This is a genomic window from Geomonas sp. Red276 (assembly GCF_054784495.1).
Genome location: NZ_BLXW01000053.1, coordinates 1 through 26,371, shown reverse-complemented (window position 1 = coordinate 26,371; position 26,371 = coordinate 1). Strand labels below are relative to the sequence as shown.

At 59.6% G+C, this 26,371-nt stretch carries 40 protein-coding genes; all 40 read left to right on the top strand.

Going from position 1 to position 26,371, the window contains the following annotated elements; genetic code table 11:
• On the top strand, positions 1-263 hold a 263-nt coding region (locus ACYVL5_RS22235; RefSeq protein WP_460597751.1), incomplete at its 5' end, for an EF-Tu C-terminal domain-related protein.
• Positions 264-377: 114 nt separating this feature from the next.
• A complete protein-coding gene (rpsJ, locus tag ACYVL5_RS22230; protein ID WP_324084300.1) occupies positions 378-686 on the top strand; it encodes a 30S ribosomal protein S10 in 309 nt (102 codons plus the stop codon).
• 17 nt (positions 687-703) lie between these two features.
• Complete coding sequence (gene rplC, locus ACYVL5_RS22225; RefSeq protein ID WP_460597750.1) at positions 704-1,339, top strand: large ribosomal subunit protein uL3; 636 nt, start codon at positions 704-706, stop codon at positions 1,337-1,339.
• Between the two features lie 15 nt (positions 1,340-1,354).
• Entirely contained in the window at positions 1,355-1,978 is a 624-nt protein-coding gene (gene rplD / locus ACYVL5_RS22220) for a 50S ribosomal protein L4 (protein WP_460597749.1), read from the top strand.
• On the top strand, positions 1,975-2,274 hold the full coding sequence (locus ACYVL5_RS22215; protein WP_250679265.1) for a 50S ribosomal protein L23: 300 nt from the start codon (positions 1,975-1,977) through the stop codon (positions 2,272-2,274). Before rplD ends, ACYVL5_RS22215 begins: the two co-directional genes overlap by 4 nt.
• A gap of 19 nt (positions 2,275-2,293) precedes the next feature.
• A complete protein-coding gene (gene rplB / locus ACYVL5_RS22210; RefSeq protein ID WP_460597748.1) occupies positions 2,294-3,118 on the top strand; it encodes a large ribosomal subunit protein uL2 in 825 nt (274 codons plus the stop codon).
• Positions 3,119-3,143: 25 nt separating this feature from the next.
• Positions 3,144-3,425 carry a 30S ribosomal protein S19 gene (gene rpsS, locus ACYVL5_RS22205; RefSeq protein ID WP_250679263.1) on the top strand — a complete coding sequence of 94 codons (282 nt, stop codon included), beginning with the start codon at positions 3,144-3,146 and terminating at the stop codon, positions 3,423-3,425.
• 21 nt (positions 3,426-3,446) lie between these two features.
• Entirely contained in the window at positions 3,447-3,782 is a 336-nt protein-coding gene (gene rplV / locus ACYVL5_RS22200; RefSeq protein WP_250679262.1) for a 50S ribosomal protein L22, read from the top strand.
• 23 nt (positions 3,783-3,805) lie between these two features.
• Positions 3,806-4,441: a 30S ribosomal protein S3 gene (rpsC, locus tag ACYVL5_RS22195; protein WP_250679261.1), complete on the top strand. Its 636-nt coding sequence runs from the start codon at positions 3,806-3,808 to the stop codon at positions 4,439-4,441.
• Between the two features lie 15 nt (positions 4,442-4,456).
• The gene (rplP, locus tag ACYVL5_RS22190) at positions 4,457-4,879 is read left to right on the top strand and encodes a 50S ribosomal protein L16 (protein WP_250679260.1); all 423 of its coding nucleotides are present in this window, start codon (positions 4,457-4,459) and stop codon (positions 4,877-4,879) included.
• Complete coding sequence (rpmC, locus tag ACYVL5_RS22185; RefSeq protein WP_250679259.1) at positions 4,869-5,057, top strand: 50S ribosomal protein L29; 189 nt, start codon at positions 4,869-4,871, stop codon at positions 5,055-5,057. The genes rplP and rpmC overlap by 11 nt, the downstream gene beginning before the upstream one ends.
• Before the next feature lie 8 nt (positions 5,058-5,065).
• Entirely contained in the window at positions 5,066-5,323 is a 258-nt protein-coding gene (rpsQ, locus tag ACYVL5_RS22180; protein WP_460597747.1) for a small ribosomal subunit protein uS17, read from the top strand.
• A 27-nt stretch (positions 5,324-5,350) separates the two neighbouring features.
• Positions 5,351-5,719, top strand: coding sequence for a 50S ribosomal protein L14 (gene rplN / locus ACYVL5_RS22175; protein ID WP_250679257.1), 369 nt, complete (start codon positions 5,351-5,353; stop codon positions 5,717-5,719).
• 20 nt (positions 5,720-5,739) lie between these two features.
• The gene (rplX, locus tag ACYVL5_RS22170) at positions 5,740-6,066 is read left to right on the top strand and encodes a 50S ribosomal protein L24 (RefSeq protein ID WP_460597746.1); all 327 of its coding nucleotides are present in this window, start codon (positions 5,740-5,742) and stop codon (positions 6,064-6,066) included.
• Between the two features lie 15 nt (positions 6,067-6,081).
• Positions 6,082-6,621, top strand: a complete 540-nt coding sequence (rplE, locus tag ACYVL5_RS22165) for a large ribosomal subunit protein uL5 (protein WP_460597745.1) — start codon at positions 6,082-6,084, stop codon at positions 6,619-6,621.
• Between the two features lie 21 nt (positions 6,622-6,642).
• Positions 6,643-6,828, top strand: coding sequence for a 30S ribosomal protein S14 (locus ACYVL5_RS22160; RefSeq protein ID WP_460597744.1), 186 nt, complete (start codon positions 6,643-6,645; stop codon positions 6,826-6,828).
• Between the two features lie 31 nt (positions 6,829-6,859).
• The gene (rpsH, locus tag ACYVL5_RS22155) at positions 6,860-7,258 is read left to right on the top strand and encodes a 30S ribosomal protein S8 (RefSeq protein WP_460597743.1); all 399 of its coding nucleotides are present in this window, start codon (positions 6,860-6,862) and stop codon (positions 7,256-7,258) included.
• 25 nt (positions 7,259-7,283) lie between these two features.
• Positions 7,284-7,823, top strand: a complete 540-nt coding sequence (gene rplF, locus ACYVL5_RS22150) for a 50S ribosomal protein L6 (protein ID WP_460597742.1) — start codon at positions 7,284-7,286, stop codon at positions 7,821-7,823.
• Positions 7,824-7,845: 22 nt separating this feature from the next.
• The gene (gene rplR, locus ACYVL5_RS22145) at positions 7,846-8,217 is read left to right on the top strand and encodes a 50S ribosomal protein L18 (RefSeq protein ID WP_460597741.1); all 372 of its coding nucleotides are present in this window, start codon (positions 7,846-7,848) and stop codon (positions 8,215-8,217) included.
• A 21-nt stretch (positions 8,218-8,238) separates the two neighbouring features.
• Positions 8,239-8,727, top strand: coding sequence for a 30S ribosomal protein S5 (gene rpsE, locus ACYVL5_RS22140; protein WP_460597740.1), 489 nt, complete (start codon positions 8,239-8,241; stop codon positions 8,725-8,727).
• Positions 8,728-8,744: 17 nt separating this feature from the next.
• Positions 8,745-8,921 (top strand): uL30 family ribosomal protein, encoded by a 177-nt coding sequence (gene rpmD, locus ACYVL5_RS22135; protein WP_460597739.1) that lies wholly within the window; start codon positions 8,745-8,747, stop codon positions 8,919-8,921.
• A 19-nt stretch (positions 8,922-8,940) separates the two neighbouring features.
• Positions 8,941-9,381: a large ribosomal subunit protein uL15 gene (gene rplO, locus ACYVL5_RS22130; protein ID WP_460597738.1), complete on the top strand. Its 441-nt coding sequence runs from the start codon at positions 8,941-8,943 to the stop codon at positions 9,379-9,381.
• Between the two features lie 2 nt (positions 9,382-9,383).
• Positions 9,384-10,691 (top strand): preprotein translocase subunit SecY, encoded by a 1,308-nt coding sequence (gene secY, locus ACYVL5_RS22125; RefSeq protein WP_460597737.1) that lies wholly within the window; start codon positions 9,384-9,386, stop codon positions 10,689-10,691.
• 6 nt (positions 10,692-10,697) lie between these two features.
• Positions 10,698-11,348 (top strand): adenylate kinase family protein, encoded by a 651-nt coding sequence (locus tag ACYVL5_RS22120; RefSeq protein WP_460597736.1) that lies wholly within the window; start codon positions 10,698-10,700, stop codon positions 11,346-11,348.
• Between the two features lies 1 nt (position 11,349).
• Positions 11,350-12,096, top strand: coding sequence for a type I methionyl aminopeptidase (map, locus tag ACYVL5_RS22115; protein ID WP_460597735.1), 747 nt, complete (start codon positions 11,350-11,352; stop codon positions 12,094-12,096).
• Between the two features lie 31 nt (positions 12,097-12,127).
• Positions 12,128-12,241, top strand: a complete 114-nt coding sequence (gene rpmJ / locus ACYVL5_RS22110; RefSeq protein ID WP_012529389.1) for a 50S ribosomal protein L36 — start codon at positions 12,128-12,130, stop codon at positions 12,239-12,241.
• A 27-nt stretch (positions 12,242-12,268) separates the two neighbouring features.
• Entirely contained in the window at positions 12,269-12,637 is a 369-nt protein-coding gene (gene rpsM / locus ACYVL5_RS22105; protein ID WP_460597734.1) for a 30S ribosomal protein S13, read from the top strand.
• Between the two features lie 15 nt (positions 12,638-12,652).
• Positions 12,653-13,048 (top strand): 30S ribosomal protein S11, encoded by a 396-nt coding sequence (gene rpsK / locus ACYVL5_RS22100; RefSeq protein WP_250679243.1) that lies wholly within the window; start codon positions 12,653-12,655, stop codon positions 13,046-13,048.
• 61 nt (positions 13,049-13,109) lie between these two features.
• Positions 13,110-13,736 carry a 30S ribosomal protein S4 gene (gene rpsD, locus ACYVL5_RS22095; protein ID WP_460597733.1) on the top strand — a complete coding sequence of 209 codons (627 nt, stop codon included), beginning with the start codon at positions 13,110-13,112 and terminating at the stop codon, positions 13,734-13,736.
• 30 nt (positions 13,737-13,766) lie between these two features.
• Entirely contained in the window at positions 13,767-14,786 is a 1,020-nt protein-coding gene (locus ACYVL5_RS22090; RefSeq protein ID WP_460597732.1) for a DNA-directed RNA polymerase subunit alpha, read from the top strand.
• A gap of 41 nt (positions 14,787-14,827) precedes the next feature.
• Entirely contained in the window at positions 14,828-15,340 is a 513-nt protein-coding gene (gene rplQ / locus ACYVL5_RS22085) for a bL17 family ribosomal protein (protein WP_460597731.1), read from the top strand.
• Positions 15,341-15,576: 236 nt separating this feature from the next.
• Positions 15,577-19,110, top strand: coding sequence for a chromosome segregation protein SMC (gene smc, locus ACYVL5_RS22080; RefSeq protein WP_460597730.1), 3,534 nt, complete (start codon positions 15,577-15,579; stop codon positions 19,108-19,110).
• 29 nt (positions 19,111-19,139) lie between these two features.
• Positions 19,140-19,499: a roadblock/LC7 domain-containing protein gene (locus tag ACYVL5_RS22075; RefSeq protein ID WP_460597729.1), complete on the top strand. Its 360-nt coding sequence runs from the start codon at positions 19,140-19,142 to the stop codon at positions 19,497-19,499.
• Entirely contained in the window at positions 19,499-20,764 is a 1,266-nt protein-coding gene (gene ftsY, locus ACYVL5_RS22070) for a signal recognition particle-docking protein FtsY (protein WP_460597728.1), read from the top strand. Before ACYVL5_RS22075 ends, ftsY begins: the two co-directional genes overlap by 1 nt.
• A 51-nt stretch (positions 20,765-20,815) precedes the next feature.
• Entirely contained in the window at positions 20,816-20,992 is a 177-nt protein-coding gene (gene zapB, locus ACYVL5_RS22065; RefSeq protein WP_460597727.1) for a cell division protein ZapB, read from the top strand.
• A 4-nt stretch (positions 20,993-20,996) separates the two neighbouring features.
• Entirely contained in the window at positions 20,997-21,275 is a 279-nt protein-coding gene (locus ACYVL5_RS22060) for a cell division protein ZapA (RefSeq protein WP_460597726.1), read from the top strand.
• A 318-nt stretch (positions 21,276-21,593) separates the two neighbouring features.
• A complete protein-coding gene (locus ACYVL5_RS22055; protein WP_460597725.1) occupies positions 21,594-22,181 on the top strand; it encodes a 5-formyltetrahydrofolate cyclo-ligase in 588 nt (195 codons plus the stop codon).
• Entirely contained in the window at positions 22,177-23,772 is a 1,596-nt protein-coding gene (gene rny, locus ACYVL5_RS22050; RefSeq protein WP_460597753.1) for a ribonuclease Y, read from the top strand. The genes ACYVL5_RS22055 and rny overlap by 5 nt, the downstream gene beginning before the upstream one ends.
• Positions 23,762-24,553, top strand: a complete 792-nt coding sequence (locus tag ACYVL5_RS22045) for a TIGR00282 family metallophosphoesterase (protein WP_460597724.1) — start codon at positions 23,762-23,764, stop codon at positions 24,551-24,553. The genes rny and ACYVL5_RS22045 overlap by 11 nt, the downstream gene beginning before the upstream one ends.
• A gap of 173 nt (positions 24,554-24,726) precedes the next feature.
• Positions 24,727-25,917: a tyrosine--tRNA ligase gene (tyrS, locus tag ACYVL5_RS22040; protein ID WP_460597752.1), complete on the top strand. Its 1,191-nt coding sequence runs from the start codon at positions 24,727-24,729 to the stop codon at positions 25,915-25,917.
• Positions 25,918-26,371 lie beyond the last annotated feature (454 nt).

Here is a 26,371-nt window from a genome sequence, read left to right as displayed (position 1 = left end):
AGGCCTACATCCTTTCCAAGGAAGAGGGCGGCCGTCACACCCCGTTCTTCAACGGCTACCGTCCGCAGTTCTACTTCAGGACCACCGACGTGACCGGCGTGGTTGACCTCGAAGCCGGCACCGAGATGGTTATGCCGGGCGACAACGTCTCCGTCACCGTCAACCTGATCACCCCGATCGCCATGGACGAAGGGCTCCGCTTCGCAATCCGCGAAGGTGGCCGCACCGTCGGCGCCGGCGTGGTTGCCTCCATCATCGAATAACCAAGTAGTTTACATACGGTTTTCAGTACTACAGTTCCCGGTGGGATTGCGCTTGCGACCTCGCCGGGAACTGTCGACTGTAAACTGCCAAACTTGTTTCATCACGAGGAAGAAATGCCTAGTCAGAAAATTAGAATTCGCTTGAAAGCGTATGACCACAAGCTGCTCGATACTTCCGTTGGCGAGATCGTCGACACCGCCAAGAGGACCGGTGCCCGCGTGGCAGGCCCGATTCCGCTGCCGACCGTCGTCAACAAGTACTGCGTGCTCCGTGGACCCCACGTCGACAAGAAGTCTCGCGAGCAGTTCGAGATCCGGACCCACAAGCGTCTGATCGACATCCTCGAACCGACCCAGCAGACCGTTGACGCTCTGATGAAACTCGACCTCTCCGCAGGTGTGGACGTCGAGATCAAGCTTTAAGACAAGGATAGTTGACCATGAATAAGGGATTGATTGGAAAGAAACTGGGCATGACCCAGATTTTCGCCGAAGACGGTCGCCGTATCCCGGTTACTGTCGTCGAAGCAGGGCCCTGCGTGGTTCTCCAGAAGAAAACTGTGGAGAAAGACGGTTACGTCGCCATCCAGGTCGGCTTCGGGCCTAAGGAAGCCTCCCGCGCCAACGCTGCGCAGGTGGGTCACTGCAAGAGCGCCGGTGCCGGCGTATTCACTCACTACCGCGAACTGCGGATGGACTCCACCGACGCCTACAACGTGGGCGACGTGATCGAGGCCTCGGTCTTCGAAGCCGGGGACCTGGTCGACGTGACCGGTACCTCCATCGGTAAAGGTTTCCAGGGCGTCATCAAGCGCTGGGGCTTCAAGGGTGGCCGCGCCTCCCACGGTTCCCGCTTCCACCGCGCTCCGGGCTCCATCGGCTGCTCCGCTACCCCGTCCAGGGTCTTCAAGAACAAGAAGATGCCGGGGCAGATGGGTAACGAGAAAGTGACCGTCCAGAGGCTGAAGGTCGTTCGCGTGGACGCCGCTGATAACCTGATTCTGCTCGGTGGAGCGATCCCCGGCTCTTCCAACGGGCTTGTCGTTATCAAAGACAGCGTCAAGACCAAACGGTAACGGGGGGAGATAGACATGGCCAAGTTAGACGTATTCGATATCAAGAAAACCAAGGTCGGCGAGATCGAGCTCGACGACGCCGTCTTCAATGACGACGTCCGCGAGTACCTGATCCACGAAGCCGTCAAGATCCAGCTTGCCAACCGCCGTCAGGGCACCGTGGCCGTCAAGAACCGCGCCCTGGTCTCCGGAAGCGGCAAGAAACCGTTCAAGCAGAAAGGCACCGGCAACGCCCGCCAGGGCTGCAAGCGCGCCCCGCAGTACCCGGGCGGCGGCGTGGCCTTCGGTCCGCGTCCCAAGACCTACAATCTGTCCATGAACAAGAAAGCCAGGAAAGCCGCTCTCAGAAGCGCACTTTCCATGCTCTACAAGAAAGAAGCTATCACTGTTCTGAACAGCTTTGAGCTTCCGGAAATCAAGACTAAGTCTTTTGTTGAAGTCTTGAACGCCTTTAACCTTGACAAAACTCTCGTCATCACCGATACTGCGAATCTTACGCTTGAACTTTCCGCTCGCAATGTCAAGAACGTCAAGGTGCTCGGCCCGGAAGGTCTCAATATCTTCGACATTATGAAATACCAGAGCGTCGTCTTCACTGAGGCTGCCGTTCGCAGGGTTGAAGGAGTGTTACAGTCATGAATATCTATGACGTCATCAAGAAGCCTCTCATCACCGAGAAGACCACGGTTGAGAAGGACGCCAAGAACGTCATCGCCTTCGTGGTGAACGGCGCGGCCAACAAGATCGAGATCAAGGCGGCCGTCGAGCAGCTCTTCGGCTCCAAGGACAAGCCGGTCACCGTGACCGCTGTCAACACCGTGAACGTAGCCGGCAAGACCAAGCGCACCGTGCGTGGTATCGGCAAGCGCTCCAACTGGAAGAAGGCGTACGTGACCCTCGCCGAGGGCTGCGACGTCGATTTCTTCGAAGCTTAAGATCTGGGGGATTTGAATAATGGCTATTAAAACCTACAAACCGACTTCTCCGGGGAGAAGGGCCCAGACCTGCTCCGCTTTCGATGAGATCACCGCCTCCAAGCCCGAGAAGTCCCTCTGCGAGACTCTCCGCAAATCCGGCGGCCGTAACTCCAACGGGCGCGTGACCAGCCGCAATGTCGGCGGCGGGCACAAGCAGAAGTACCGTATCATCGACTTCAAGCGCGACAAGGTCGACATCCCGGCCAAGGTCGTCTCCATCGAGTACGACCCGAACCGCTCGGCCCGTATCGCCCTTCTGACCTACGCCGACGGCGAGAAGCGCTACATCCTGGCTCCGGTCGGGCTCAAGGTGGGGGACAGCATCATCTCCTCCAATCAGGCCGACATCAAGCCGGGTAACGCGCTCCCGATCCGCTACATCCCGCTCGGTACCATCATCCACAACATCGAGATGAAGGTTGGCAAGGGGGCCCAGCTCACCCGTTCCGCCGGCACCTTCGCCCAGCTGATGTCCAAGGAAGGGAAGTACGCCACCGTGAAGCTTCCCTCCTCCGAGGTCCGCATGATCCTCATGGACTGCAAGGCCACCATCGGCCAGGTGGGCAACGTCGATCACGAGAACGTCTCCATCGGCAAGGCCGGTCGTTCCCGCTGGCTTGGCATCCGTCCGCACGTCCGCGGCGTCGCCATGAACCCGGTTGACCACCCGCACGGCGGTGGCGAGGGTCGTACCTCGGGCGGTCGTCACCCGGTAACCCCGTGGGGTATCCCCACCAAGGGCTACAAGACCCGCACCAATAAACGGTCGACCGCTTTCATCGTGAAGCGTCGTTCCAAATAATTCATCCGGATAGAGGATTTTACAGATGGCAAGATCTATTAAGAAAGGGCCTTTCGTCGACGAACACCTCGAGAAGAAGGTCCAGGTTGAACTGGCCGGAGCCAAGAAGGTCATCAAGACCTGGTCGCGCAGGTCGACCATTACCCCGGACTTCATCGGGCTCACCTTCGCGGTGCACAACGGCAAGAAGTTCATCCCTGTGTTCGTCACCGAGAACATGGTCGGCCACAAACTGGGCGAGTTCTCACCTACCAGAACCTTCTACGGTCACGCTGCTGACAAGAAGAGCAAGCTGAAGAAGAAGTAAGGTTCTTAAAGGAGTCATGTAATGGAAGCATCGGCTAAATTATCCTCTGTCCGCCTCTCCCCGCGGAAGACCCGTCTCGTGGTCGACCTCGTCAGGGGCCAGGGCATTCAGACCGCGCTCAACACCCTGCGCTTCTCGCCGCAGCCTTCGGCGAAGCTGATCTCGAAGCTCCTCTCCTCGGCCGTTGCCAACGCCGAGCAGAAGGGGGTCTCCGACGTGGACAAGCTCTACGTGAAGACCATCTTCGTCGATGGCGGCGCCGTGCTCAAGCGCTTCGTTCCGCGCGCCATGGGTCGCGCCAGCAAGATCAGAAAACCGACGAGCCACATCACTGTGGTTCTGGCGGAAAAGAAATAAGCTAACCGCTCGGAGGTGGAGTTTTGGGTCAGAAAGTTAATCCTATAGGTTTCAGGCTTGGCGTCATCAAGAGCTGGGATTCCCGCTGGTACGCTGAAAAGGACTATGCAGCGCTGCTTCACGAGGACATCAAGCTGCGCGCCTTCCTTAAGAAAAGGCTGTATCATTCCGGGGTCTCCAAGATCGAGATCGAGCGTGCCGCCGGTAAGGCGAAGATCAACATCTTCACCGCCCGTCCCGGCCTCATCATCGGTAAGAAGGGCTCCGAAGTCGAGACCTTGAAAAAGGAGCTGGCCAAGCTCACCGACAAAGAGGTCTACCTTAACATACAGGAAGTCCGCAAGCCGGAGCTGGACGCACAGCTGGTGGCCGAGAACGTCGCCATGCAGCTCGAGCGCCGTATCGCCTTCCGTCGCGCCATGAAGAAGAGCGTGACCAGCACCCTGAAGTTCGGCGCCAAGGGGATCCGTATCACCTGCTCGGGCCGCCTGGGCGGTGCCGAGATGTCCAGGACCGAATGGTACCGCGAGGGGAGGGTGCCGCTGCACACGCTGCGCGCCGACATCGATTACGGTTTTGCCGAGGCTAAGACCACCTACGGCATCATCGGCGTCAAAGTACTCCTCTTCAAGGGCGAAGTACTCGCCGCTAAAAAATAATAGGAGTCTTTTGCGATGTTAATGCCTAAGAAAGTTAAGCATAGAAAGCAGATGAAAGGTCGCATGACCGGGACCCCGCAGCGCGGCGTGTCGCTTGCCTTCGGCGAGTTCGGTCTGCAGGCGACCGAGTGCGGCTGGCTGGATTCCCGCCAGATCGAGGCCGGTCGTATCGCCATGACCCGCTACATCAAGAGGGGTGGCAAGATCTGGATCCGCATCTTCCCGGACAAACCGCTGACCGCGAAGCCGGCCGAGACCCGTATGGGTAAAGGTAAAGGCTCGCCGGATAGCTGGGTCTGCGTGATCAAGCCCGGCCGCGTCCTTTACGAGATGGAAGGGGTGACCGAGGAAGTAGCCCGCGAGGCTTTCCGCCTGGCGGCCCACAAGCTCCCCGTGGCCACGAAATTCATTTCAAGGATGGAAAACAATGAAGGCTAGTGAACTGAAAAACGCGACGGCTGCCGAACTCGAGGCCAAGAGCGCTGAACTCACCAAGGAGCTTTTCGCCGTGAGGTTTCAGCTCCACACCGGGCGTCTGGAGAATACTTCCAAAGTTTCCCTTCTCAAGAAGGACATCGCCAGGGTGAACACCGTACTCCGCGAAAAGAGAGGGTAAGAGATACCATGAGCGAAAGAGGCAACAGGAAAACCCAGATCGGGATCGTGGTGAGCGACAAGATGGAGAAGACCGCCGTCGTCAAGGTGGACCGTCTGGTCAAGCACCCCGTCTACAATAAATACATCAAGCGCTCCGCCAAGTACAAGGCGCACGACGAGGTCAACGCCGCCAAGATCGGCGACAAGGTGCTCATCGTCGAGACCCGCCCGATGTCCAAGGACAAGCGCTGGAAGATCAGACAGATTATCGAGTCCAAGGCCTAACAAGGTCCTGCTCGCTGGGAGTTTACAATGATTCAGATGCAGACAATACTGGATGTGGCCGATAACTCCGGCGCCAAGAAGCTCTTTTGCATCAAGGTGCTCGGCGGCTCCAAGAGACGCTATGCCGGGATTGGCGACATCATCGTCGCCTCGGTCAAGGAGGCCATCCCGAACGCAAAGGTGAAGAAGGGCGACGTGGTTAAAGCCGTGGTGGTCCGCACCGCCAAGGCCGTGGGCCGTCCCGACGGTTCCTACATCCGTTTCGACACCAACTCGGGCGTGGTGATCAACAACGCCGGCGAGCCGGTCGGTACCCGTATCTTCGGACCGGTGGCCAGGGAACTTCGCGCCAAGAAGTTCATGAAGATCATCTCCCTCGCCCCCGAGGTACTCTAACAAGATCCTGGAGAATAACGATGCTGGGCAAAAAGTTACATGTCAAGAAGAACGATACCGTCGTGGTGATCTCGGGCAAGGACAAGTCCAAGAGCGGCAAGGTGGTCTCCATTGTTCCCAAGAAGGACGGCGTCATCGTCGAAGGGATCAACATGGTCAAGCGCCACACCAAGGCTCGCGGTTCCGAGCAGGGTGGCATCGTGGAGAAAGAGGCTCCGGTCCATATCTCCAACGTGATGCTTCTGTGCGAGAAGTGCGGCAAGCCCGTGCGGACCAAGGTCACCGTCCTGGAAGACGGCAAGAAGGCGCGCTGCTGTGTCAAATGCGGCGAGTCCTTTGATAAATAGTTTTGGAGGATTTGAATGGCACGGCTAGCTGAGCTTTACAATAAGGAAATGGTCCCGCAGCTCATCAAGGACCACAACTACAAGAACGTGATGGAAGTCCCCAAGATCACCAAGATCGTCCTCAACATGGGCCTTGGCGAGGCAATCCAGAACGTGAAGATCCTCGATTCGGCCGTGGAAGAGCTGGCCGCCATCGCGGGCCAGAAACCGGTCATCACCAAGGCCAAGAAGTCCATCGCGGGCTTCAAGCTGAGGCAGGGGATGCCGATCGGCTGCGCGGTGACGCTGCGTCGCGAGAAGATGTATGAGTTCCTCGACCGCCTGATCTCCGTTTCGCTGCCGCGCGTGCGCGACTTCAAAGGGATCTCCGGCAAGGGCTTTGACGGCAAAGGGAACTACTCCCTGGGCATCAAAGAGCACCTCATCTTCCCCGAGATCGATTACGACAAGGTCGACAAGATCAAGGGTCTCAACATCACCATCGTGACCACTGCAAAGACCGACGCGGAAGGCAAGGCGCTTCTTAAGCTCCTGGGACTCCCGTTCAGAAACTAAAAGAGAGTTGGGAGGAAGTCCGTGGCTAAGACATCGATGATCATAAAGGCTCAGAGAGGGAACAAATTCAAGGTGCGCGACCGTAACCGCTGCCCCTTGTGCGGCCGTCCCAGAGCTTACTACCGCAAATTTGACATGTGCCGTATCTGCCTGAGGAAGCTTGCTAACCTCGGCCAGATTCCGGGCGTCATCAAATCCAGCTGGTAACAGTACTCAAGGAATAAGGAGTAGTTTCGATATGTGCATGACAGATCCAGTAGCCGACATGCTGACCAGAATCAGGAACGCTGGTATGGCAAAACACCAGAAAGTTGACATTCCCTCGTCCAACCTGAAGGTCAATCTTGCCACCGTGCTGCGCGCCGAGGGTTACATCAAGAACTTCAAGGTCATCGCGGACAACAAGCAGGGGATTCTGCGGGTATACCTCAAGTTCATCGACGAGAAGGAACCCGTCATCAACGAGATCAAGAGGATCAGCAAGCCGGGCGGCCGGGTCTACGTCAACGCCGACAAGATCCAGAAGGTGAAAAACGGACTGGGCATCGCCGTGCTGTCGACCTCCAAAGGGCTCATCACCGACAAGACCGCTCGCGAGCTGAACATCGGCGGCGAAGTGCTCTGCACGGTCTGGTAGTTATTTTCGCTTTAAGGAGCTTTGCATGTCTAGGATTGGAAAACTTCCCATCGCGATCCCTGCGGGGGTGAAAGTCATATACAACGCGCCGGAGATCAAGGTTGAGGGGCCCAAAGGCAAACTCTCCCGCTCCGTGGTGGACGCGGTCTCGGTCGCAGTGGCCGACGGCCAGGTGCTGGTAACCCGCGCCGACGACTCCACCAAGAGCCGCGCCGCCCACGGCCTGACCAGGACCCTCATCAACAACATGGTGATCGGGGTTTCCAAGGGGTTCGAGACCGCACTCGAGATCAACGGTGTCGGTTACCGCGCCGAGGCCAAGGGGAACGTCCTCAACCTCTCCCTGGGGTACTCGCACCCGATCAACTTCGAACTGCCGGCCGGCATCACCGTCGAAGTCGACAAGATGACCAAGCTGAAAGTTATGGGTATCGACAAGGAGCTGGTCGGTCAGACTGCTGCCAAGATCCGCGACTTCCGTGGTCCGGAGCCCTACAAAGGGAAAGGCATCAAGTACGCTGACGAGACCATTCTGAGAAAAGCCGGTAAGACCGGTAAAAAATAGCAAATAGCTAAGGAGAAGTGCCTTGAGTTCTCTCGCCCAAAAAAAACAGGCCGCCCGTCTTAAAAGACAGACCAGGGTCAGGAAAAAGGTCACCGGTTCGCCGGAACGTCCCAGACTGAACGTCTTCAAGAGCGCACGCCACATATACGCACAGCTGATCGACGACACCACCGGCGCCACCCTGGTTGCCGCCTCCACCGTGATGGGCGAGGTGGCTGAAGGACTGGACTACACCGGCAACGTCGAGGCAGCCGCCAAGGTCGGCGCCGCCATCGCCAAGAAGGCCCTCGAGAAGGACATCAAAGCGGTCGTCTTCGACCGTAACGGTTTCCTCTACCACGGTAGGATCAAAGCTCTGGCTGAAGCCGCACGCGAAAACGGTCTGCTCTTCTAGGGCAGGTAAGGAGGAATAGGTTTGCTTAAGATCAATGCCAGTGAATTAAATCTTACCGACAGGGTCGTCCACATCAGCCGCGTGGCCAAGGTGGTCAAGGGTGGCCGTCGGTTCAGCTTCTCCGCTCTCGTAGTGGTCGGCGACGGTAACGGCGTGGTGGGCTACGGCCTGGGCAAGGCCAACGAGGTCCCCGAGGCGATCCGCAAGGGCGTCGAGCAGGCCAAGAAGAACCTGATCAAGGTTCCCATCGTGGCCGGCCAGACCATTCCCTTCGAGATGCTGGGGCACTTCGGCGCCGGCAAGGTGCTCATGATGCCGGCATCCCCCGGTACCGGCGTGATCGCCGGCGGTGCTGCCCGCGCCGTCTTCGAGTCCGCAGGGCTCCACAACATTCTCGCGAAGTGCCTGGGGTCCAACAACCCGCACAACGTGGTCAAGGCCGCTTTCGCCGGCCTGGCCAAGCTGAAGACCCCGGAGGAGCTTATGGCTCGCCGCGGCGTCACCGAATAGACGTCAAGGAGCTGAACATGTCTGAAGTCAAGGTTACCCTGATCAAGAGCCACATCGGTCAGTCGGAGAAGATGAAGAATCGTCTCCTGGGCCTGGGGCTCAAAAAGCGCGAGAAGACCGTGACCCTGCAGGATACCCCGGAAGTGCGCGGGATGATCAACAAGGTCGCTCATCTGGTTCGAGTCGAAGAGTAATTCCCTAAAGGTGATAAAAATGGAATTGAATACCATAAAACCGGCCATCGGGGCCTCCAAAGATAGGAAGCGCATCGGCAGGGGCACCGGCTCCGGCCACGGCAAGACCGCTACCAAGGGTCACAAGGGCCAGAAAGCCCGCTCCGGCGGCAGCGTCAAGTTCGGTTTCGAGGGTGGCCAGATGCCGATGCATCGCCGTCTCCCGAAACGCGGCTTCACCCCGCTCACCAAGAAGGTCTACGCCCTGGTGAACCTCTGCCAGCTCGAAGTGTTCGAAGCCGGCTCCGTGGTGGACGCCGAGGCGCTTTTGAAAGCCGGCATCATCTCCGATGTCTGCGACGGCATCAAAGTCCTCGCCACCGGCGACCTGACCCGTGCCCTGACCGTCAAGGCCAGCAAGTTCAGCGGCGCCGCCCGTGAAAAAATTACTGCTGCAGGTGGGAGCATCGAGGAGATCTAGTCTTGATAGAAGCCTTCCAGAACATTTTCAAGATTCCCGAGCTTAAGAAGAGAGTGCTGTTTTCGCTGGCCATGCTGGCCGTGTACAGGGTCGGTTGTCATATCCCGACCCCGGGCATCGACGCCCAGGCGCTGTCCCATTTCTTCAAAGCAGCCCAGGGCACTCTGCTTGGGATGTTTGGCATGTTTTCCGGTGGGGCTCTCGAGAAACTGGCGGTCTTCGCTCTCGGCATCATGCCGTACATCTCCTCCTCGATTATCTTCCAGCTGCTGACCGTGGTGGTTCCGGCCATCGAGAAGCTCTCCAAGGAGGGTGACGCTGGCCGGAAGAAGATCATCCAGTACACCCGCTACGGTACCATCGTACTGTCGGTCATCCAGGCCTTCGGCATCTCCATCGGCCTCGAGGCCATGCGCGGCCCGGCCGGCGAGCTGGTTGTCCCCAACCCCGGTTGGAGTTTCCGCCTCATGACAGTGATCACGCTGACCGCCGGCACTGCCTTCATCATGTGGCTCGGCGAGCAGATGTCCGAGAAGGGGATCGGCAACGGTATCTCCCTGATCATCTTCGCCGGCATCGTGGCCCGCATCCCGACCGCCATCGGCAACAGCTTCCGGCTGATCGGTACCGGGGAGCTCAACGTGCTGGTGCTTTTCCTGGTCTGCGCAGTCATGTTCCTGGTCATCGCCGCGGTGGTCTTCATCGAGCGCGGCCAGAGAAGGATCCCGATCCACTACGCGAAGCGGGTGGTTGGGCTGAAGACGGTAGGGGCCCAGAGCTCGCATCTCCCCTTGAAGGTGAACATGGCCGGCGTAATCCCGCCGATCTTCGCCTCCTCGATCATCATGTTCCCGGCGACCGTTGGCAACTTCATCAACGTCCCCTGGGTGCAGCGGGTCTCCAAGATGCTCGTCCCCGGTCGCCTGGTCTACGACATCTTTTATGTTGCCTTTATCATCTTTTTCTGCTATTTCTACACGGCTGTCACTTTCAACCCTGTTGACGTCGCCGACAACGTGAAGAAGCAGGGGGGCTACGTTCCGGGCATCCGACCGGGCAAGGAAACCTCCGACTTCCTCGATGCGGTGCTCACCAAGTTGACCTTCGCTGGGGCCATCTACATCTCGGCCGTCTGCGTGCTTCCCTCGATCCTGATCGGCAAGTTCAACCTTCCGTTCTACTTCGGCGGTACCGCGCTCCTCATCGCGGTGGGGGTCGGCATGGACACCTTGGCCCAGATCGAGGCTCACCTGATCACCAGGAGCTACGAGGGCTTCATGAAGGGCGTGCGAATCCAGGGGAGGAGATAAATCTCGATGACCAACCTGATACTCCTGGGCCCGCCGGGCGTTGGCAAGGGCACCCAGGCGAAATTGCTGATCGAGAAGTACGGGATCCCGCAGATATCCACTGGCGATATACTGCGGGCTGCCGTTAAGGACCAGACCCCGATGGGGGTCAAGGCCAAGGGTTGCATGGACTCAGGCGCACTGGTCCCCGATGCCGTGGTGATCGGAATCGTCGAGGAAAGGCTGGCCCAGACCGACTGCGCCAAGGGCTTCATCCTGGATGGCTTCCCGAGGACCGTGGCCCAGGCCGACGCGCTCGGCCAGGTGCTCTCCGGCATGGGGAGGAAGATCGACCACGTCATTTCGCTGTCGGTGGACAAGGGCGAGCTCTTGAAGCGCCTCACCGGCCGCCGCGCCTGCGCCAAGTGCGGCGCGGTCTTCCACGTCGATTTCGCCCCCGCCAAGGTGGCCGGTGTGTGTGACGCCTGCGGTGGCGAACTGTTCCAGCGCGAGGACGATAAAGAAGAAACCATCCTGAAGCGGCTCGCGGTGTACGAGGAGCAGACCGCTCCCCTGATCGCCTACTACGAGTCGTGCGGCCTGCTCCGCTCCGTAAACGGGCTCGGGACGGTCGAGGGGATCCAGGCCGACATCGTCTCCCGGATCCAGGCATCCTAAGGTGATCGTTCTCAAGTCTCGGGCCGAGATCGAAAAGATGGCCTCCGCCGGCAAGATCGTCGCGGAGGTGCTCGCCGGGCTGAGAGAGATGGTCGCTCCCGGGGTGACCCTGCTGGAGCTCGACGCGTTTTCCGAAAGGGAGGCGCTGAAGAGGAAGGCCAAGCCGGCCTTCAAGGGCTACAGCGGGTTCCCCTTTTCGCTTTGCTGCTCGGTGAACGAGCAGGTGGTCCACGGGTTCCCTTCGACGCGGGTCCTGAAGCCCGGCGATATCGTCAGCCTCGACTACGGCGTCGTCTACGACGGTTTCTATGGAGACGCGGCCATCACCGTTGCGGTGGGGGAGATCTCCGACTCGGCCGCGAAGCTTTTGAAGGCAACCGAGGAGTCGCTCTACCGGGCCATCGAACTTTGCGATTCGGACCATAGGCTCTCCGACCTGGCGCACGCGGTCCAGTCCCACGTCGAGGCCCGTGGCTTCTCGGTGGTGAGAGACTTCGTCGGTCACGGCATCGGCAAAGAGCTCCACGAGGGGCCGCAGATCCCGAACTTCGGTGCCCCCGGTAAGGGGCCCAGGCTCAAGCCCGGCATGGTGCTGGCCATTGAGCCGATGATCAACGAGAAGGGATTCGAGGTCAGGGTGCTCGAGGACGGGTGGACGGCTGTCACCTGTGACGGCGGCCTGTCCGCGCATTTTGAGCACACCGTGGCCATCACCGAAAAGGGGCCTCGGATCCTCACCCAAATTTGAGACAGCACTACGTTTTGAGAGGAAATCAAAGATGAAAGTTAGGGCATCTGTTAAGAAGATCTGTGTGAAGTGCAAAATCGTCAAGCGTAAGGGTATCGTCAGGGTTATCTGCGAAACTCCGAAGCATTCACAGAGACAGGGCTAAAGAGTATTCCATTAGGAGGAGCGGGCATTGGCACGTATCGCAGGGGTAGACCTACCGAAAACTAAGAGAATCGAGATCGCGCTTACCTACATTTATGGTATCGGCAGGTCTCTTTCCCAGGAAATTCTCAAAGCGACTGGTGTTGATTTCAACACCCGTTGCGACAACCTGACTGAGGCTGAAGTCTCCAAGATCAGGGACTACATCGACAAGAACGTCAAGGTCGAGGGTGACCTGCGCCGTGATATCTCCATGAGCCTCAAGCGCCTCATGGATCTCGGCTGCTACCGCGGTCTTCGTCACAGGAAAGGTCTCCCGTGCCGCGGTCAGCGCACCAAGACCAATGCACGTACCAGAAAAGGGCCGGCTCGTACGGTCGCTGGTAAGAAGAAATAAGGTTCTGGAGGAATAATGGCGAGCCCGGCTAAGAAGGTCGTTAAGAAGAAAAAAGAGAAAAAGAATATTCCCAACGGGGTGGCCCACATCCAGGCTACCTTCAACAATACCATGATCACCATCACCGACCCGGTCGGCAACGTGGTGGCTTGGTGCACCTCCGGGGCCAAAGGCTTCAAAGGCTCCAGGAAGAGCACCCCGTTTGCCGCCCAGATGGCTGCCGAGGATGCCGCGAAGAAGGCGCAGGAGCACGGCATGCGCACCATCGAGGTCTACGTGAAGGGTCCCGGCTCCGGCCGTGAGTCCGCCCTGCGCGCCCTTCAGGCTGCCGGCTTCTCGGTGAGCTTCATCCGCGACGTCACCCCGATTCCGCACAACGGCTGCCGTCCCCCGAAGAGAAGAAGAGTCTAGGTCGCCGTTTTCGCGGCACCTGGAGTTACGAACCATCAGTTAGGAATATAGGAGGTCTTCATTGGCTAGGTATACTGGGCCTGATTGCAGGCTTTGCAGGCGCGAAGGTGTGGAGCTCTATCTCAAAGGTGAGCGCTGCTTTACTGATAAATGCGCAATCAAGAGAAGGAGCTATCCGCCGGGCCAGCACGGCCAGGGTCGCATTAAAGTTTCCGATTACGGGGTTCAGCTCCGTGAGAAGCAGAAAGTCCGTCGCGTCTACGGCATCCTCGAAAACCAGTTCCGCGGTTACTTCGAGCAGGCCGACCGCCAGAAGGGGGTCACCGGCGAGAACCTGCTGTTCATCCTGGAGAGAAGACTCGACAACGTGGTCTACCGGCTCGGTTTCGCCTCCTCCCGCACCGAGGCACGTCAGCTCGTTCGTCACAGCCACTTCACCCTCAATGGCCGGAAGGTTAATATCCCCTCCATCCAGGTGAAGACCGGCGACGTCATCCAGCTCCGCGAGAAGAGCCGCAAGATCGCTGTCATCAACGAGTCCCTCGAGGCCGTCGTGCGCAGGGGCATGCCCCAGTGGCTGGAACTCGACAAGGATACCTTCAAAGGCACCGTGAAGAACATGCCGGTCCGCGAAGACATCACCATGCCGATCCAGGAGCAGCTGATCGTCGAGCTCTACTCCAAGTAAAGGGTGCACAACCGATACAGGGGGAACTAAATGTATAGAAACTGGCGCGATCTGATCAGACCGAAGAAGCTCCAGGTTGAGACAGAAACGCTCACCAATACTTATGGCAAGTTCTACGCCGAGCCCTTCGAAAGGGGCTTCGGCACCACTCTGGGTACCGGCCTGCGCCGCGTGCTGATCTCCAGCCTCCAGGGTGCCGCCATCGTGTCGGTGAAGGCCAAAGGGGTACTGCACGAGTTCTCGGCCGTCCCGGGTGTCACCGAAGATATGACCGACATCATCCTCAACCTCAAAGGCGTGCGCCTCAAGGTGCACGGCAACGAGTCGAGGATGATCCGCATCGTCCAGAAGGGCGAAGGGGTGGTCAAAGCGAAGGATATCATCACCGATCAGAACGTTGAGATTCTGAATCCGGAGCACCATATCGCGACCTGCTCCAAGGACGCGAACCTCGAGATGGACATGGTGGTCAAGGTCGGCAAGGGTTACGTTCCGGCCGACCGCAACCGCGACGAGAAGGCCCCGGTGGGTACCATCCCCATCGACGCCATCTTCTCCCCGGTCCACAAGGTCAACTTCACGGTCACCAACGCCCGTGTCGGCCAGATCACCGACTACGACAAGCTGACCCTGGAAGTCTGGACCGACGGCAGCGTAAAGCCGCAGGATGCCGTGGCTTTCGCTTCCAAGATCCTCAAGGACCAGCTCACCATCTTCATCAACTTCGATGAGGACGTTGAGCCCCAGGAGGAGGCCGAACCGGAAGAGGAGCGCGAGCGCTTCAACGAGAACCTCTACCGCTCGGTGGACGAACTCGAGCTTTCGGTGCGTTCCGCCAACTGCCTGAAGAACGCTGGCATCAAGCTGATCGGCGAACTGGTCTCCCGGACCGAAGCCGAGATGCTGAAGACCCAGAACTTCGGCCGCAAGTCTCTCAACGAGATCAAGGACATCCTGGTCGACATGGGGCTCACCCTCGGGATGAAGCTGGATAACTTCCCGGATCCGGAGATCATGAGGCGCCTGAGGGGCGAGCAGAAGGAAGAATAGTCTTACGACTTCATTTATAGATTGAAAGGAAGTGAAACGATATGCGTCACAACAGCGCAGGTAGAAGATTCGGCAGGACCACTAGTCACAGGATCGCCATGTTCAGGAACATGGTTACCTCTTTCCTTGAGCACGAAAAGATCACCACGACCGATGCCAAGTGCAAGGAGCTTCGCTCCATCGCCGAGAAGATGATCACCCTCGGCAAGAAGGGCGACCTTCACGCGACCAGGCAGGCTGCCGCTTACATCCGCGACAAAAAGGTTGTGACCAAGCTTTTCACTGAAATCGCGCCCCGCTATGCCGAGCGTCCCGGTGGTTACACCAGGATCATCAAGCTTGGTATCCGTCCGGGCGACACCGCTGCGGTCTCCATCCTCGAGCTCGTTGAAGCCGAGATGAAGCCGAAGAAAGCCGCTGCCAAGCCGGCCAAGGCACCCAAGGCCGCCAAGGCTGAGGCTGCTCCGGTGGAAGCCGCACCGGTTGAGGCCGCTCCGGCAGAGGACGCCACCGAGGCTCCGGCCGAGGCCACCGAGGATAAAACCGAGGAGTAATTCCTTGGGTGATAAAAGATGCAACCTAGAGGCACGGGAAACCGTGCCTCTTTTCGTATGTGGAGGGGACCGGCTCTCCCCGGGGCCGGCTAAAACCTCCCTCTCCCGCCCTTGGGGCACCCTCTCTCCTGAAGGGGCGAGGGGATGGCAACCTACCAGGCCTTCAGGTGCGTGGGGTCGGGGCTGCTATCTTTACCTTTACATTAAAACCCCCTCTCTGTTAGTATGTCCGGCTAATGAAGATTAAACGCCTCGAAATACAAGGTTTCAAATCCTTCCAGGACAAAGTCTCCCTCGACTTCAACCAGAACATCACTGGCGTGGTCGGCCCCAACGGCTGTGGCAAGTCCAATGTCTGCGACGCCATCCGCTGGGTCATGGGAGAGCAGTCCGCCAAGAACCTCCGCGGCAAGGCGATGGAAGACATCATCTTCAACGGCACCGAGTTCCGGAAGCCTCTGGGGATGGCCGAGGTCTCCCTTTTCTTCTCCACCGAGGACGGCCGCGTCCCCGCCAAATATCTCAACTTCGCCGAGATCCAGGTAACCCGCCGCCTCTACCGTAACGGCGACAGCGAATACCTTCTCAACAAGACCCCCTGCCGCCTTCTGGACATCGCCGAGCTTTTCATGGACACCGGTATCGGTGCCCGCGCCTACTCGATCATCGAGCAGGGGAAGATCGGCATGATCCTCCACGCCAAGCCCGAAGAGCGCCGCTTCCTCATCGAGGAGGCCGCCGGGGTCACCAAGTTCAAGGCCAGAAAGGTGGTCGCGCTCAAGAAGATCGAGGCGACCAAGCAGAACCTCCTCAGGATCAGCGACATCATCTCCGAGATCAAGCGGCAGATGAACGCCCTCCAGCGCCAGGCAAAGAAGGCGGAAAAGTTCCGCGAGCTCAGGCAGGAGCTCCGTGAGATCGAGCTTCTCTTCGCCGCCAAGGGGTACGGCGTGGTCGACAAGGAGCGCCGGACCCTCGAGAAGGAGATCGCCGAACTCGAGGTCAAGGCGAGCCAGCTCTCCGCCCTTCTCCAGGAGGGGGAGCTTTCCATCGAGGAGAAGAAGGTACGGCTGCTGGAAACCGAGAAGGAACTGGCTGCCGCCCAGGAAGATATCTTCAAGTGGAAGAGCGAACTGCAAGGTGGCGAGAACCGCCTCGACTTCCAGCGCCGGGAGCTCGCCAACCTCGATCGCCAGGGGGAACGCTTCCAGGAGGAGTTGCAGGGACTCAAGGACCAGCTCGCCCAGGCCGAGCAGGAACTTTCCACCCTCTTGCAACAGCGCGGCTCTTACCTCGAGGAGGTCTCGCGTGAGAGCGAGGCGCTCGAGGCCAGGGAGGCGCTTCTCGAGGAGATGGCCGCCAGCGAAGGGGGCGTGAGCCGGGAGCTGGAAGAGGCTCGCCGCGCCCTTTTTACCGTTCTTTCCGAAGCGGCCCAGGCCAACAACCAGCACCAGGCCGCCGCCAAGCGCCTCTCCACCATCGCCGAGCGTCTGCTGGCAAGCTCGCGCGAGCGTGTGCTGTTAGGTGAGCGGCTGATGGAGGCGACGGCCAAGGTCGATGCCTTGAAGGAAGAGGCCGGCAAACTCACCAATCAGAAAACCGAGGCCCAGGAGGAACTGACGGTCGTCACTGCCCGCGAGGCCGAGTTGAAGCAGGCCCAGGAGGCGGGGGACAAGCTGTTGCAGCAGCGCCGCGACCAGCTTTCCGCCGCGGCTTCCCGTTTGAAATCCCTGCAGGAACTCGAGGCCCAGTTCGCCGGCTATGGACAGGGTGTCCGCAACCTGCTTACCGCCGAGACCTTCCGCGGGACCAACTTCACCATGCTGGCCGACGCCCTGGAGGTTGACGAGGAGTGCGAGGTTGCCCTGGAGTCGGTACTCGGTGAGCGGCTACAGTACCTCCTGACCCCGTCCACCGAGGTTGCCCTGCAGGCCGTGGCCCATCTCAAAGATAGCTCCGGCGGTCGGTGCAGCTTCGTCACCGCCGCTCCCTGGTGCCACTTGACCGGCGACAAGCCCGCAGGTGCCACTCCCCTCATCGACCGTGTCCAGGTACCGGCCGAGCTGGCCTCTCTGGTCACCCCGCTCATCTCCGGCGCCTATCTCGCCAACGATCTCACCCAGGCGGTCACCCTCTCGGCGGCCTTCCCCACCTGTACCTTCGTCACCCTGGAGGGCGATCTCGCCCACGCCGGGGGCATCGTCCAGGGGGGCTCGTCCGAATCCGCCCAGCAGGGGATCATTCACAAGAAGCGTGAGATCAAAACCTTAGGCGCCGAGGTCGAACGGCTGACCCGGGAAGTGCATGAGCTGACCGATGCTCGGGAGAAGCGGCGCACCGAGATGGCCAACGCCGAGATCGAGCGTGGCGAGTTGAGACAACAGCTGCACCGCCTGGAGATGAAGATCCTCGACACCCAGAAGGATCTCCAGAGCGCCGGCGCCGAGTGCCGCCGGATCGAAGAGAACGCTGCCGTCCGCGAAATGGAAGAGGACCAGTTAAACGAGGAGCAGTCCCTTGTCTCGCGTGAACTGGCCCAGGCCGACGCCAAGAAGTCGCAGGCCGACGAGCAGAAGCGAGGACTCGAGACGCGAGTCGAAGAGCTGCAGCGCCGGCTGGAAGGGGCCCGTTTCGAGATGGAGGAGGCCCGCGAACTGGTTACCTCCTTGAAGGTGCGGGTGGCCGCCCTGAAGGAAAAGGGTGAGTCGGCCCAAAGGGCGCACCAACGGGTGGAGGCCCTGTGTGGCGATCTCAGGAACCGGATCGCCAGCCGCGGCAAGGAGCTGGACGGCGCCGGCACCGACCGGGTCCGCCTCGTCGAGGCGATCAAGGAAGGGGAGGCCGCCCTCGAGAAAATCATCGCCCGGCAGCACGCAAGCGAGCAGGCGCTCGCCAAGGTGAAGGACCGCTACGAGGGCGAATCGGAGACCGTGCGCGAGGAAGAGATGCGGGTCAAGGTGGTCCGGGGTGACGTAGCCTGCGTGCGCGACGACCTGGCCGCCAGGAACCTGAAGCTCTCCGAGGCGGGGATGAGGCTCGCCCACCTGGAAGAGACCCTCCGTGAGAAGTACCGGATGGAGGTCGCCGAGGCGCTCGCCACCTATGCCCCCATGGAGTGGGACGAGGCCGAGAAGGGGTCCCGCCAGGCCGAACTGCAGAAGGCGGTCGACGAGATGGGCGAGGTGAACCTGATGGCCATCGAGGAGTTCAAGCAGATGGAGGAGCGCTTCAACTTCCTCTCCGAACAGCGCGACGACCTCGAGGAGTCCATGGGGGCCCTGCAAAAGGCCATCCAGAAGATCAACCGTACCACCCGCAGGCGATTCCTCGAGACCTTCAACCTGGTGAACGAGAAGTTCCAGACCGTCTTCCCGCGGCTTTTCTGCGGGGGGCAGGCGGAACTGCGGCTGACCGACGAGGAGGACCTCCTCACCACCGGCCTCGACATCATCGTCCAGCCTCCGGGGAAGAAGCTGCAGAACGTGTCGCTTCTTTCCGGCGGGGAAAAGGCGCTCACCGCGGTCGCGCTCATCTTCTCCATCTTCCTGATCAAGCCGTCCCCCTTCTGTCTGCTGGACGAGGTCGACGCACCTTTGGACGACGCCAATATCGGGCGTTTCAACGACATGGTCAGGGAGATGAGCGCCACCTCCCAGTTCATCATCATCACTCACAACCGGGCCACCATGGCGGTCGCCGATACCCTGTACGGCGTAACGATGGAAGAGCCGGGGGTGTCGAAGCTCGTTTCCGTACGCCTCAACTGCTAGCGCTGCTCAATTTTCTTTAGGGGTGGAACTTGCCTTTCAAACAACTTCTGACTAACCTTGTCGAGGCCGTGCCGGGTGCAACCGGGGCCATCCTGGCCGATTGGGAAGGGGAAGCCGTAGAGCAGCACTGCCAGGGGGACCCCTTCGAGATGAAGGTGACTGCCGCCCACTGGGGGATACTCCTCACCCGCCTTAAGACGTTGCATGAGAAGTACGCTGCCGGACAGGTTCAGGAGAGCCTGATCACAACCGACGAACAGCATGCCATCGTGGGAGCCATCGGTGCCGAGTACGCGCTGGTGATGACGCTCGGACCGCAAGCCTTGCCGCTGCAGGCGCTTCGCTCCTTCCGAGAGGTCTCCGAGCTGCTGGAGAAGGAGATATACTGATGGCCGAAGAGAACAAGGGCTTTTTCAAAGGCTTTCTGAAGAAGTTGGGACTGGGCCAGGAGGAGCCGAAGGAGGAAGTGCCTCCCGTCGAGCCCGCCCAGGAGGAGCCGGCCGCGGCCGAGCGTGAGCCGGCGCAACCGGAATCGGCCGTCCCCTCCGCAGGCGCCCGTCCCGACGACGGCCTTTTCACCTCACCGCCCGTGGAGCCCCCGACTCCGTCCCAGCCGTCTACGCCGCCAACGTCTGCGTCGACGCCGCCCACCGCGTTCACCCCTGCTGCCGCGCCGCAGCCCGCACCTCCTGAGCCTGCCGCGCCGCCGGCACCCGTCGAGCCCCCCAAGGAGCAGGCCAAGCCGAGCTTCTTCGAACGCCTCAAGAAAAGCCTCAGTAAAACCCACGAAAGCATCATCGGTCGCGTCGACGCGCTCCTGCTCGGCAAAAAGCAGATCGACACCGACACGCTCGAGGAACTGGAAGAAATCCTCATAACCGCCGATCTTGGGGTGAAGACCACCGTCGACCTGGTCCGTACCCTCGAGCAGCGCCTGAAAAGAAACGAACTCTCCGACGGCGTCGCCCTCAAGAAGGCCCTCAAAGAGGAGATCCAGCTCCGCCTGGAGGCTCATGCCGCCCCCCTGGTGGTGGAGGGGAAGCAACCCTTCGTCATCATGGTGATCGGCGTCAACGGCGTCGGCAAGACCACCACCATCGGCAAGCTTGCCGCCCGCTACACCGGCGAAGGTAAGAAGGTGCTGCTCGCCGCCGCCGACACCTTCCGTGCCGCTGCCGCGGACCAATTGGAGCTGTGGGCCAAGCGGGTCGGGGCGGACATCGTGAAGCACAAAGAAGGTGCCGACCCCTCCGCGGTGGTCTTCGACGGCTGCAAGGCCGCCGTCGCCCGCGGCAGCGACGTCCTCATCATCGACACCGCGGGACGCATGCACACCAAGGTGAACCTGATGGAGGAGATGAAGAAGATCCGCCGCGTGCTGACCCGCGAGATCTCCGACGCCCCCCACGAAACCCTGCTGGTTCTCGATGCCGCCACCGGCCAAAACGCCCTTTCCCAGGCCAAACTTTTCAAGGAAGCCGCCGACGTATCCGGTGTCGTCCTCACCAAGCTCGACGGCAGCGCCAAAGGGGGCATCGTGGTGGCGGTGAGTCATGAATTCTCCCTGCCGATTCGTTTCATTGGAGTAGGTGAGTCGGTAGAGGACCTTCGCGAGTTTGATCCGGTCCAGTTCGTGGAGGCACTTTTCGAGTAATCCTTGACTTTTACGTACTTATTGCATAATATCCGCCGCAATAGGTGAATTATGACTGTTGAATTGTTTAATGAACTGGAGGGGCGCATTGATTCTCTGGTCGACGTGATCGAGGAACTGAAACTCGAGAACGTGAGGCTGAAAGAGGAGAACGAGCGCCTGAGCGGGGAGAGAGTGGAGTTCAAGTTCAAACTCGACTCGATCCTCAAGAGACTGGAAGGGGTCTGATAACTTGGTCGCGTCGCACTGCATCAGGGTCTTGGGGAGGGAGCTTCAGGTAAAGAGTGCCGCTACCCCTGAGCACGTGGCGCAGGTCGAGTCCCTGGTCAACGAAAAACTTGCCGAGGCGGCCGATGCCGTTCCCAGCGGAGACCAGCAGCTGGTCGTGATCCTGACCTTGATGAACCTTGCCGAGGCATACCTCGCTTCGCAGAAACAACTTGAAGAGGAGCGGCTTAGCTGCCGGGAGAGAGTCTCTTCCCTGATAGGCCGGATTGAGAGCGCAGTATAGTTTCGGGTCTCTTACGGGAGATTTCAACATATAGCGGTTTGGCAGAATACGGTAGTACACTTGACCGATAACTCGGAAGAAGCTGTCTTCTTACGATTGCTGATAGGGTAGCCTGATGGCGCTTAAGTTCGATACGTCCAGAGGTTAATGGCCGATTTAATATAAAGTTCAATTGCTATTATTTGAACACGAGCCTTCTATCACCACCGTCAAGTAGCTCACCCAACACTCCAGCCGTACTCCCCTCCCAAAAGAGTCCTGTCTCAACGGGCGTCCACGTCCGGTCCACTGCCGTTTAACTACGGGAATTTTCGATCGATGCCAAAACGGTCCCTGAGAGCCGCCGCGTTGTCCCGGCGTCGGGAGATGACAGCCGAGCAGGTTGCTTCGCACAGTGTCGCGTTGCAGCGTCGTTTCCTCGAGCTCCCCGAGTTCGCCCAGGCCCGTTCGGTTGCCTCCTATGCGCCGGTCCACGGCGAGGTTCGTACCGATCTCGTGGCTCAGGCCGTCTTGGCTGCCGGTAAGAAGCTCCTCTATCCCGCCGTCGTCGGAGAAGACCTCGAGTTTCGCGAGGTTGCTTCGCTGGAGGAACTGGTCCGGGGAAAGTTCGGCATCCCGGAGCCGGTCGGGTACCCCTTCGATGTGCTGAAGGCCGACCTGATCGTGGTGCCCGGGGTGGCCTTCGATGTCTGCGGCAGAAGGATCGGTTACGGAAAGGGATTTTACGACCGCACGCTCCACTCTCTGGAGAGGACGGGGAGGCTGGTCGGCTTTTGTTATGATTTTCAGCTGGTGGCAGAGATAGTCGGCGAACCGCATGACGTGACGATGGATGTGATCGTCACCGAGGTCAGGCTGGTTCGCGTTAACAACAATATATGTGAGGGGGAACCACGTGAAAATTGACATTACAATCACCATACTACTGGTGCTCGTGGCGGCAGGTGTCGGATACTTCATCGGCAACCTGCTGCGTAAGAAGCTTTCCGATTCGCTGGTGGCCAACGCCGAGACGCTGGCTGCCAAGATGATCGAGGATGCCAAGCGGCAGACCGAGGTCATGGCCATGGAGGCCGCGGTACAGGCCAAGGATGCCGTCTACCAGGCCAAGGAAGAGATGGAGCGCCAGTTCGAGCTGGAAACCTCCGAGAAGCGGAAAGAGCTGCAGAACCTTGAGAAACGCCTCCAGCAGAAGGAAGATAACCTCGATAAAAAAACCAACCTCTTCGACCAGCGCGACGCCGAGTTCCTCAAGCGTGAACAGTCCCTGGCGGGGCGCGAGCAGTCGCTGACCAGCAAGGAGCAGTCCCTGGTCCAGAAAGAGGAGAAGCTCGACAACCTGGTGAACGAGCAGAGGGCCAAGCTGGAGCAGATCGCCGGGATGACCTCGGTGGAGGCCAAGAAGGTCCTCATGGACGCCATGGAGGACGAGGCCAAGCTGGATGTCGCCAAGCTGATCCGCACCATGGAGGAAGAGGCCCGCGCCACCGCCGACAAGAAGGCGAAGGAAGTCCTGGCCCTGGCCATGCAGCGGTACGCAGGCGAGTACGTGGCCGAACGGAGCGTGTCGGTGGTCGCCCTGCCGTCCGACGAGATGAAGGGTCGCATCATCGGCCGCGAAGGGCGTAACATCAGGGCGCTGGAAGCCGCTACCGGCATCGACCTCATCATCGACGACACCCCGGAGGCGGTGATCCTCTCCGGCTTCAACCCGGTCCGCCGCGAGGTAGCCAAGCTCTCTCTCCAGAAGCTGATCGCCGACGGACGTATCCATCCGGGTCGCATCGAGGAGGTGGTGGCCAAGAGCCAGGAGGAGATCGACCAGGCGATGAAGGAGGCCGGCGATCAGGCTGCCTTCGACCTCGGCGTCCACGGCATCCACCCGGAGATCCTCAAGCTGATCGGCCGCCTTAAGTACCGGACCTCCTACAGCCAAAACGTCTACCAGCACTCGCTGGAAGTCGCCTTCCTCTGCGGCATCATGGCCGCCGAGCTCGGCATCAACGTGAAGCAGGCCAAGCGCGCCGGTCTCCTCCATGACCTCGGCAAGGCGGTCGACCACGAGGTGGAGGGATCCCACGCCGTCATCGGCGCCGAGATCGCCAAGAAATACGGCGAGTCGCCCAAGATCATCCATGCCATCATGGCCCACCATGAGGACGAGAAGCCGGCCAGCGTGCTGGCGGTCCTCGTGCAGGCGGCCGACGCGCTCTCCGGCGCCCGCCCGGGTGCCCGTCGCGAAATGATGGAAACCTACGTGAAGCGTCTGGACGACCTGGAGAGGATCGCCACCTCGTTCGACGGCGTGATCAACTCCTTCGCCATCCAGGCCGGCCGCGAGATCCGCGTCATGGTCTCCTCCGACACCGTGAGCGACGACCGCGCCATCGTACTGGCCAAGGACATCGCCAAGAAGATCGAGACCGAGATGACCTATCCCGGCCAGATCAAGGTCAATGTGATCAGGGAAACCAGGGCAACCGAATATGCCCGTTAAGCTGCTGTTCATAGGCGACATCATCGGGAAGCCGGGGCGCGACGCCCTTTCCCGTGAGTTGCACCGGATCGTGGATCGCCATTACGTGGACCTGGTGATCGCCAACGGTGAGAATGCCGCCGGCGGATTCGGTCTTACCGCCGAGACCGCCCAGGATCTCTTCAAGTGCGGCATCCACGTGCTCACCTCCGGCAATCACATCTGGGACAAGCGGGAAGCTGTCGAGTACATCAACCGTTCGGACAAGATCGTGCGACCGGCCAACTACCCGGAGGGTACCCCCGGGCGCGGCGCCACCATCGCCCTCACGCCGGGAGGGGTGAAAGTCGGCATCCTGAACCTCGAGGGGCGTGTCTTCATGAACAGCCTCGACTGCCCGTTTCGCTGCGCCGACCGGGAGATTGCCAAGCTGAAGGAAGAGACGGCGATCGTGTTCGTCGACTTCCACGCAGAGGCGACCTCTGAGAAGACGTCGCTCGGGTGGTATCTGGACGGACGCGTCTCCGCCGTCGTGGGTACGCACACCCACGTGCAGACCGCGGACGAGAGAGTGCTGACTGCCGGCACCGCCTACATCACCGACGTCGGGATGACCGGCGCCTTCGACTCTGTGATTGGGGTGAAGAAGGAAGAGCCAATTTACAAGTTCATCACCCAGCGTCCTGCCAAGTTCGAGATCGCTAAGAAGGATATCCGGATCAATGCAGTCGTCATCGATGTCGACGAGACTACCGGTCTCGCGCTCGGGATAGAGAGGATCAACATCCCCTGTGGTTCCTAGTGTATTGAAGTCCCTCATTGAAAAGGGGGGTAGGGGGATTTGAATTTGGGCGGGGCGTGGAGAAATCTCCCCCGGCCCCCTTTTCCAAAGGGGGGAACTGTTGGCGGTAGGTTGGCGCCAATCTTAAACCTAAAGCCTTGGAGGGTAGTACAGTGAAGAGTGTCGCCGAGCAGATGGAAGTAATCAAGAGGGGGGCCGTCGAGATCCTGGTAGAGAAGGAGCTCGTCGAGAAACTCGAGAAGTCGGTCAAGACCGGAGTGCCTCTCAAGATCAAAGCGGGCTTCGACCCGACCGCACCTGACCTTCACCTGGGTCACACGGTGCTCCTGCACAAGCTGCGTCAGTTCCAGCAACTCGGCCACGACATATATTTCCTCATCGGGGACTTCACCGGGATGATCGGTGACCCAACCGGCAAATCGGAAACAAGAAAGGTGCTGAGCCGTGAGGATGTGTTGAAGAACGCCGAGACCTACAAGGAGCAGGTGTTCAAGATCCTCGACCCGAAGTTGACCAAGGTGGTTTTCAACTCGGACTGGCTGGGGAAAATGACCGCCTCCGATATGATCGCCCTGGCCTCCAAGTACACGGTGGCCAGGATGCTCGAGCGCGAGGACTTCAGCAACCGCTTCTCCAACCAGCAGCCTATCAGCATTCACGAGTTCATGTACCCGCTCGTGCAGGGGTACGACTCCGTGGCGCTGAAGGCTGACGTCGAGCTGGGCGGTACCGACCAGAAGTTCAACCTGTTGGTCGGGCGCGAGTTACAGCGCGAGTGGGGGCAGACTCCGCAGACCGTGTTGACCATGCCGCTTCTCGAAGGTCTCGACGGCGTCAACAAGATGAGCAAGTCGCTCGGCAACTACATCGGTATCAACGAGCCCGCCGACGAGATCTACGGCAAGGTGATGTCCATCTCCGACGAGTTGATGCTCCGCTACTATGAGCTGTTGAGCGACATGAGCCTGGCCGAGCTGGATGAGCTCAAGGTCGGCCTCAAGAGCGGCAACGTCCACCCGATGGAAGCCAAGAAGAAACTTGCCCGCGAGATGGTAGGCCGTTACCACGGGGCCGATGCGGCTGTCCAGGCCGGCGAGAACTTCGTCAAGCGCTTCCGCGATAATCAGACCCCTGATGATCTGGAAGAAGTGGCCATTGCCCTTGAGGGGGAGCGCATGCCGATCTTCAAGATTCTCGCGACCGCCGGCCTCGTGAAGTCCGGTGGCGAAGGTCGCCGTTCCATCCAGGGGGGCGGCGTGAAGGTCGATGGTAAAAAGATCGCCGACGACACCGCCGAACTTGCGGCGGGTGAATATGTCATCCAGGTAGGAAAGCGCCGCTTCGCCAAGGTTAAGCTGTCGTAAAGAAAGAAGGTCTTTATGACCTCAAGGCCGCCCTCCTTCAAGGGCGGCCTTTTTTCATGTCGCTATGGCACTACCCCTCGTGACCACACTCACTCCCGATCACGAAGAGGGGAGGGGTGAGTGTGGTGCGCAGATTGGTCTGAACAAAAACTAACAAAAAACCCTTTGACCCTGCTCCGACCTTTTGCTATAACCACACCTCGCTGCTGACCGGGGAGGTGAAACGGTCACGGCGGAAAAAAAGAGGTTGACAGACGGTTCTTCTTCGGTTATATAGTTTGACTTCGCAGCAATGTTCTCTCAAAACCAAATAGCTCGACGGTACAGGAAGTTGGTTGGCTATCTCTAAGGTTTCGCCTCTGAGAGTGGCCGAGAAAAACTTCCCAACTGAGAAAAAATTGGTTGACAGTCGAGTCTGGTTTGTGTAGATTGCGAAGTCTGCCGCAGCGAAAAG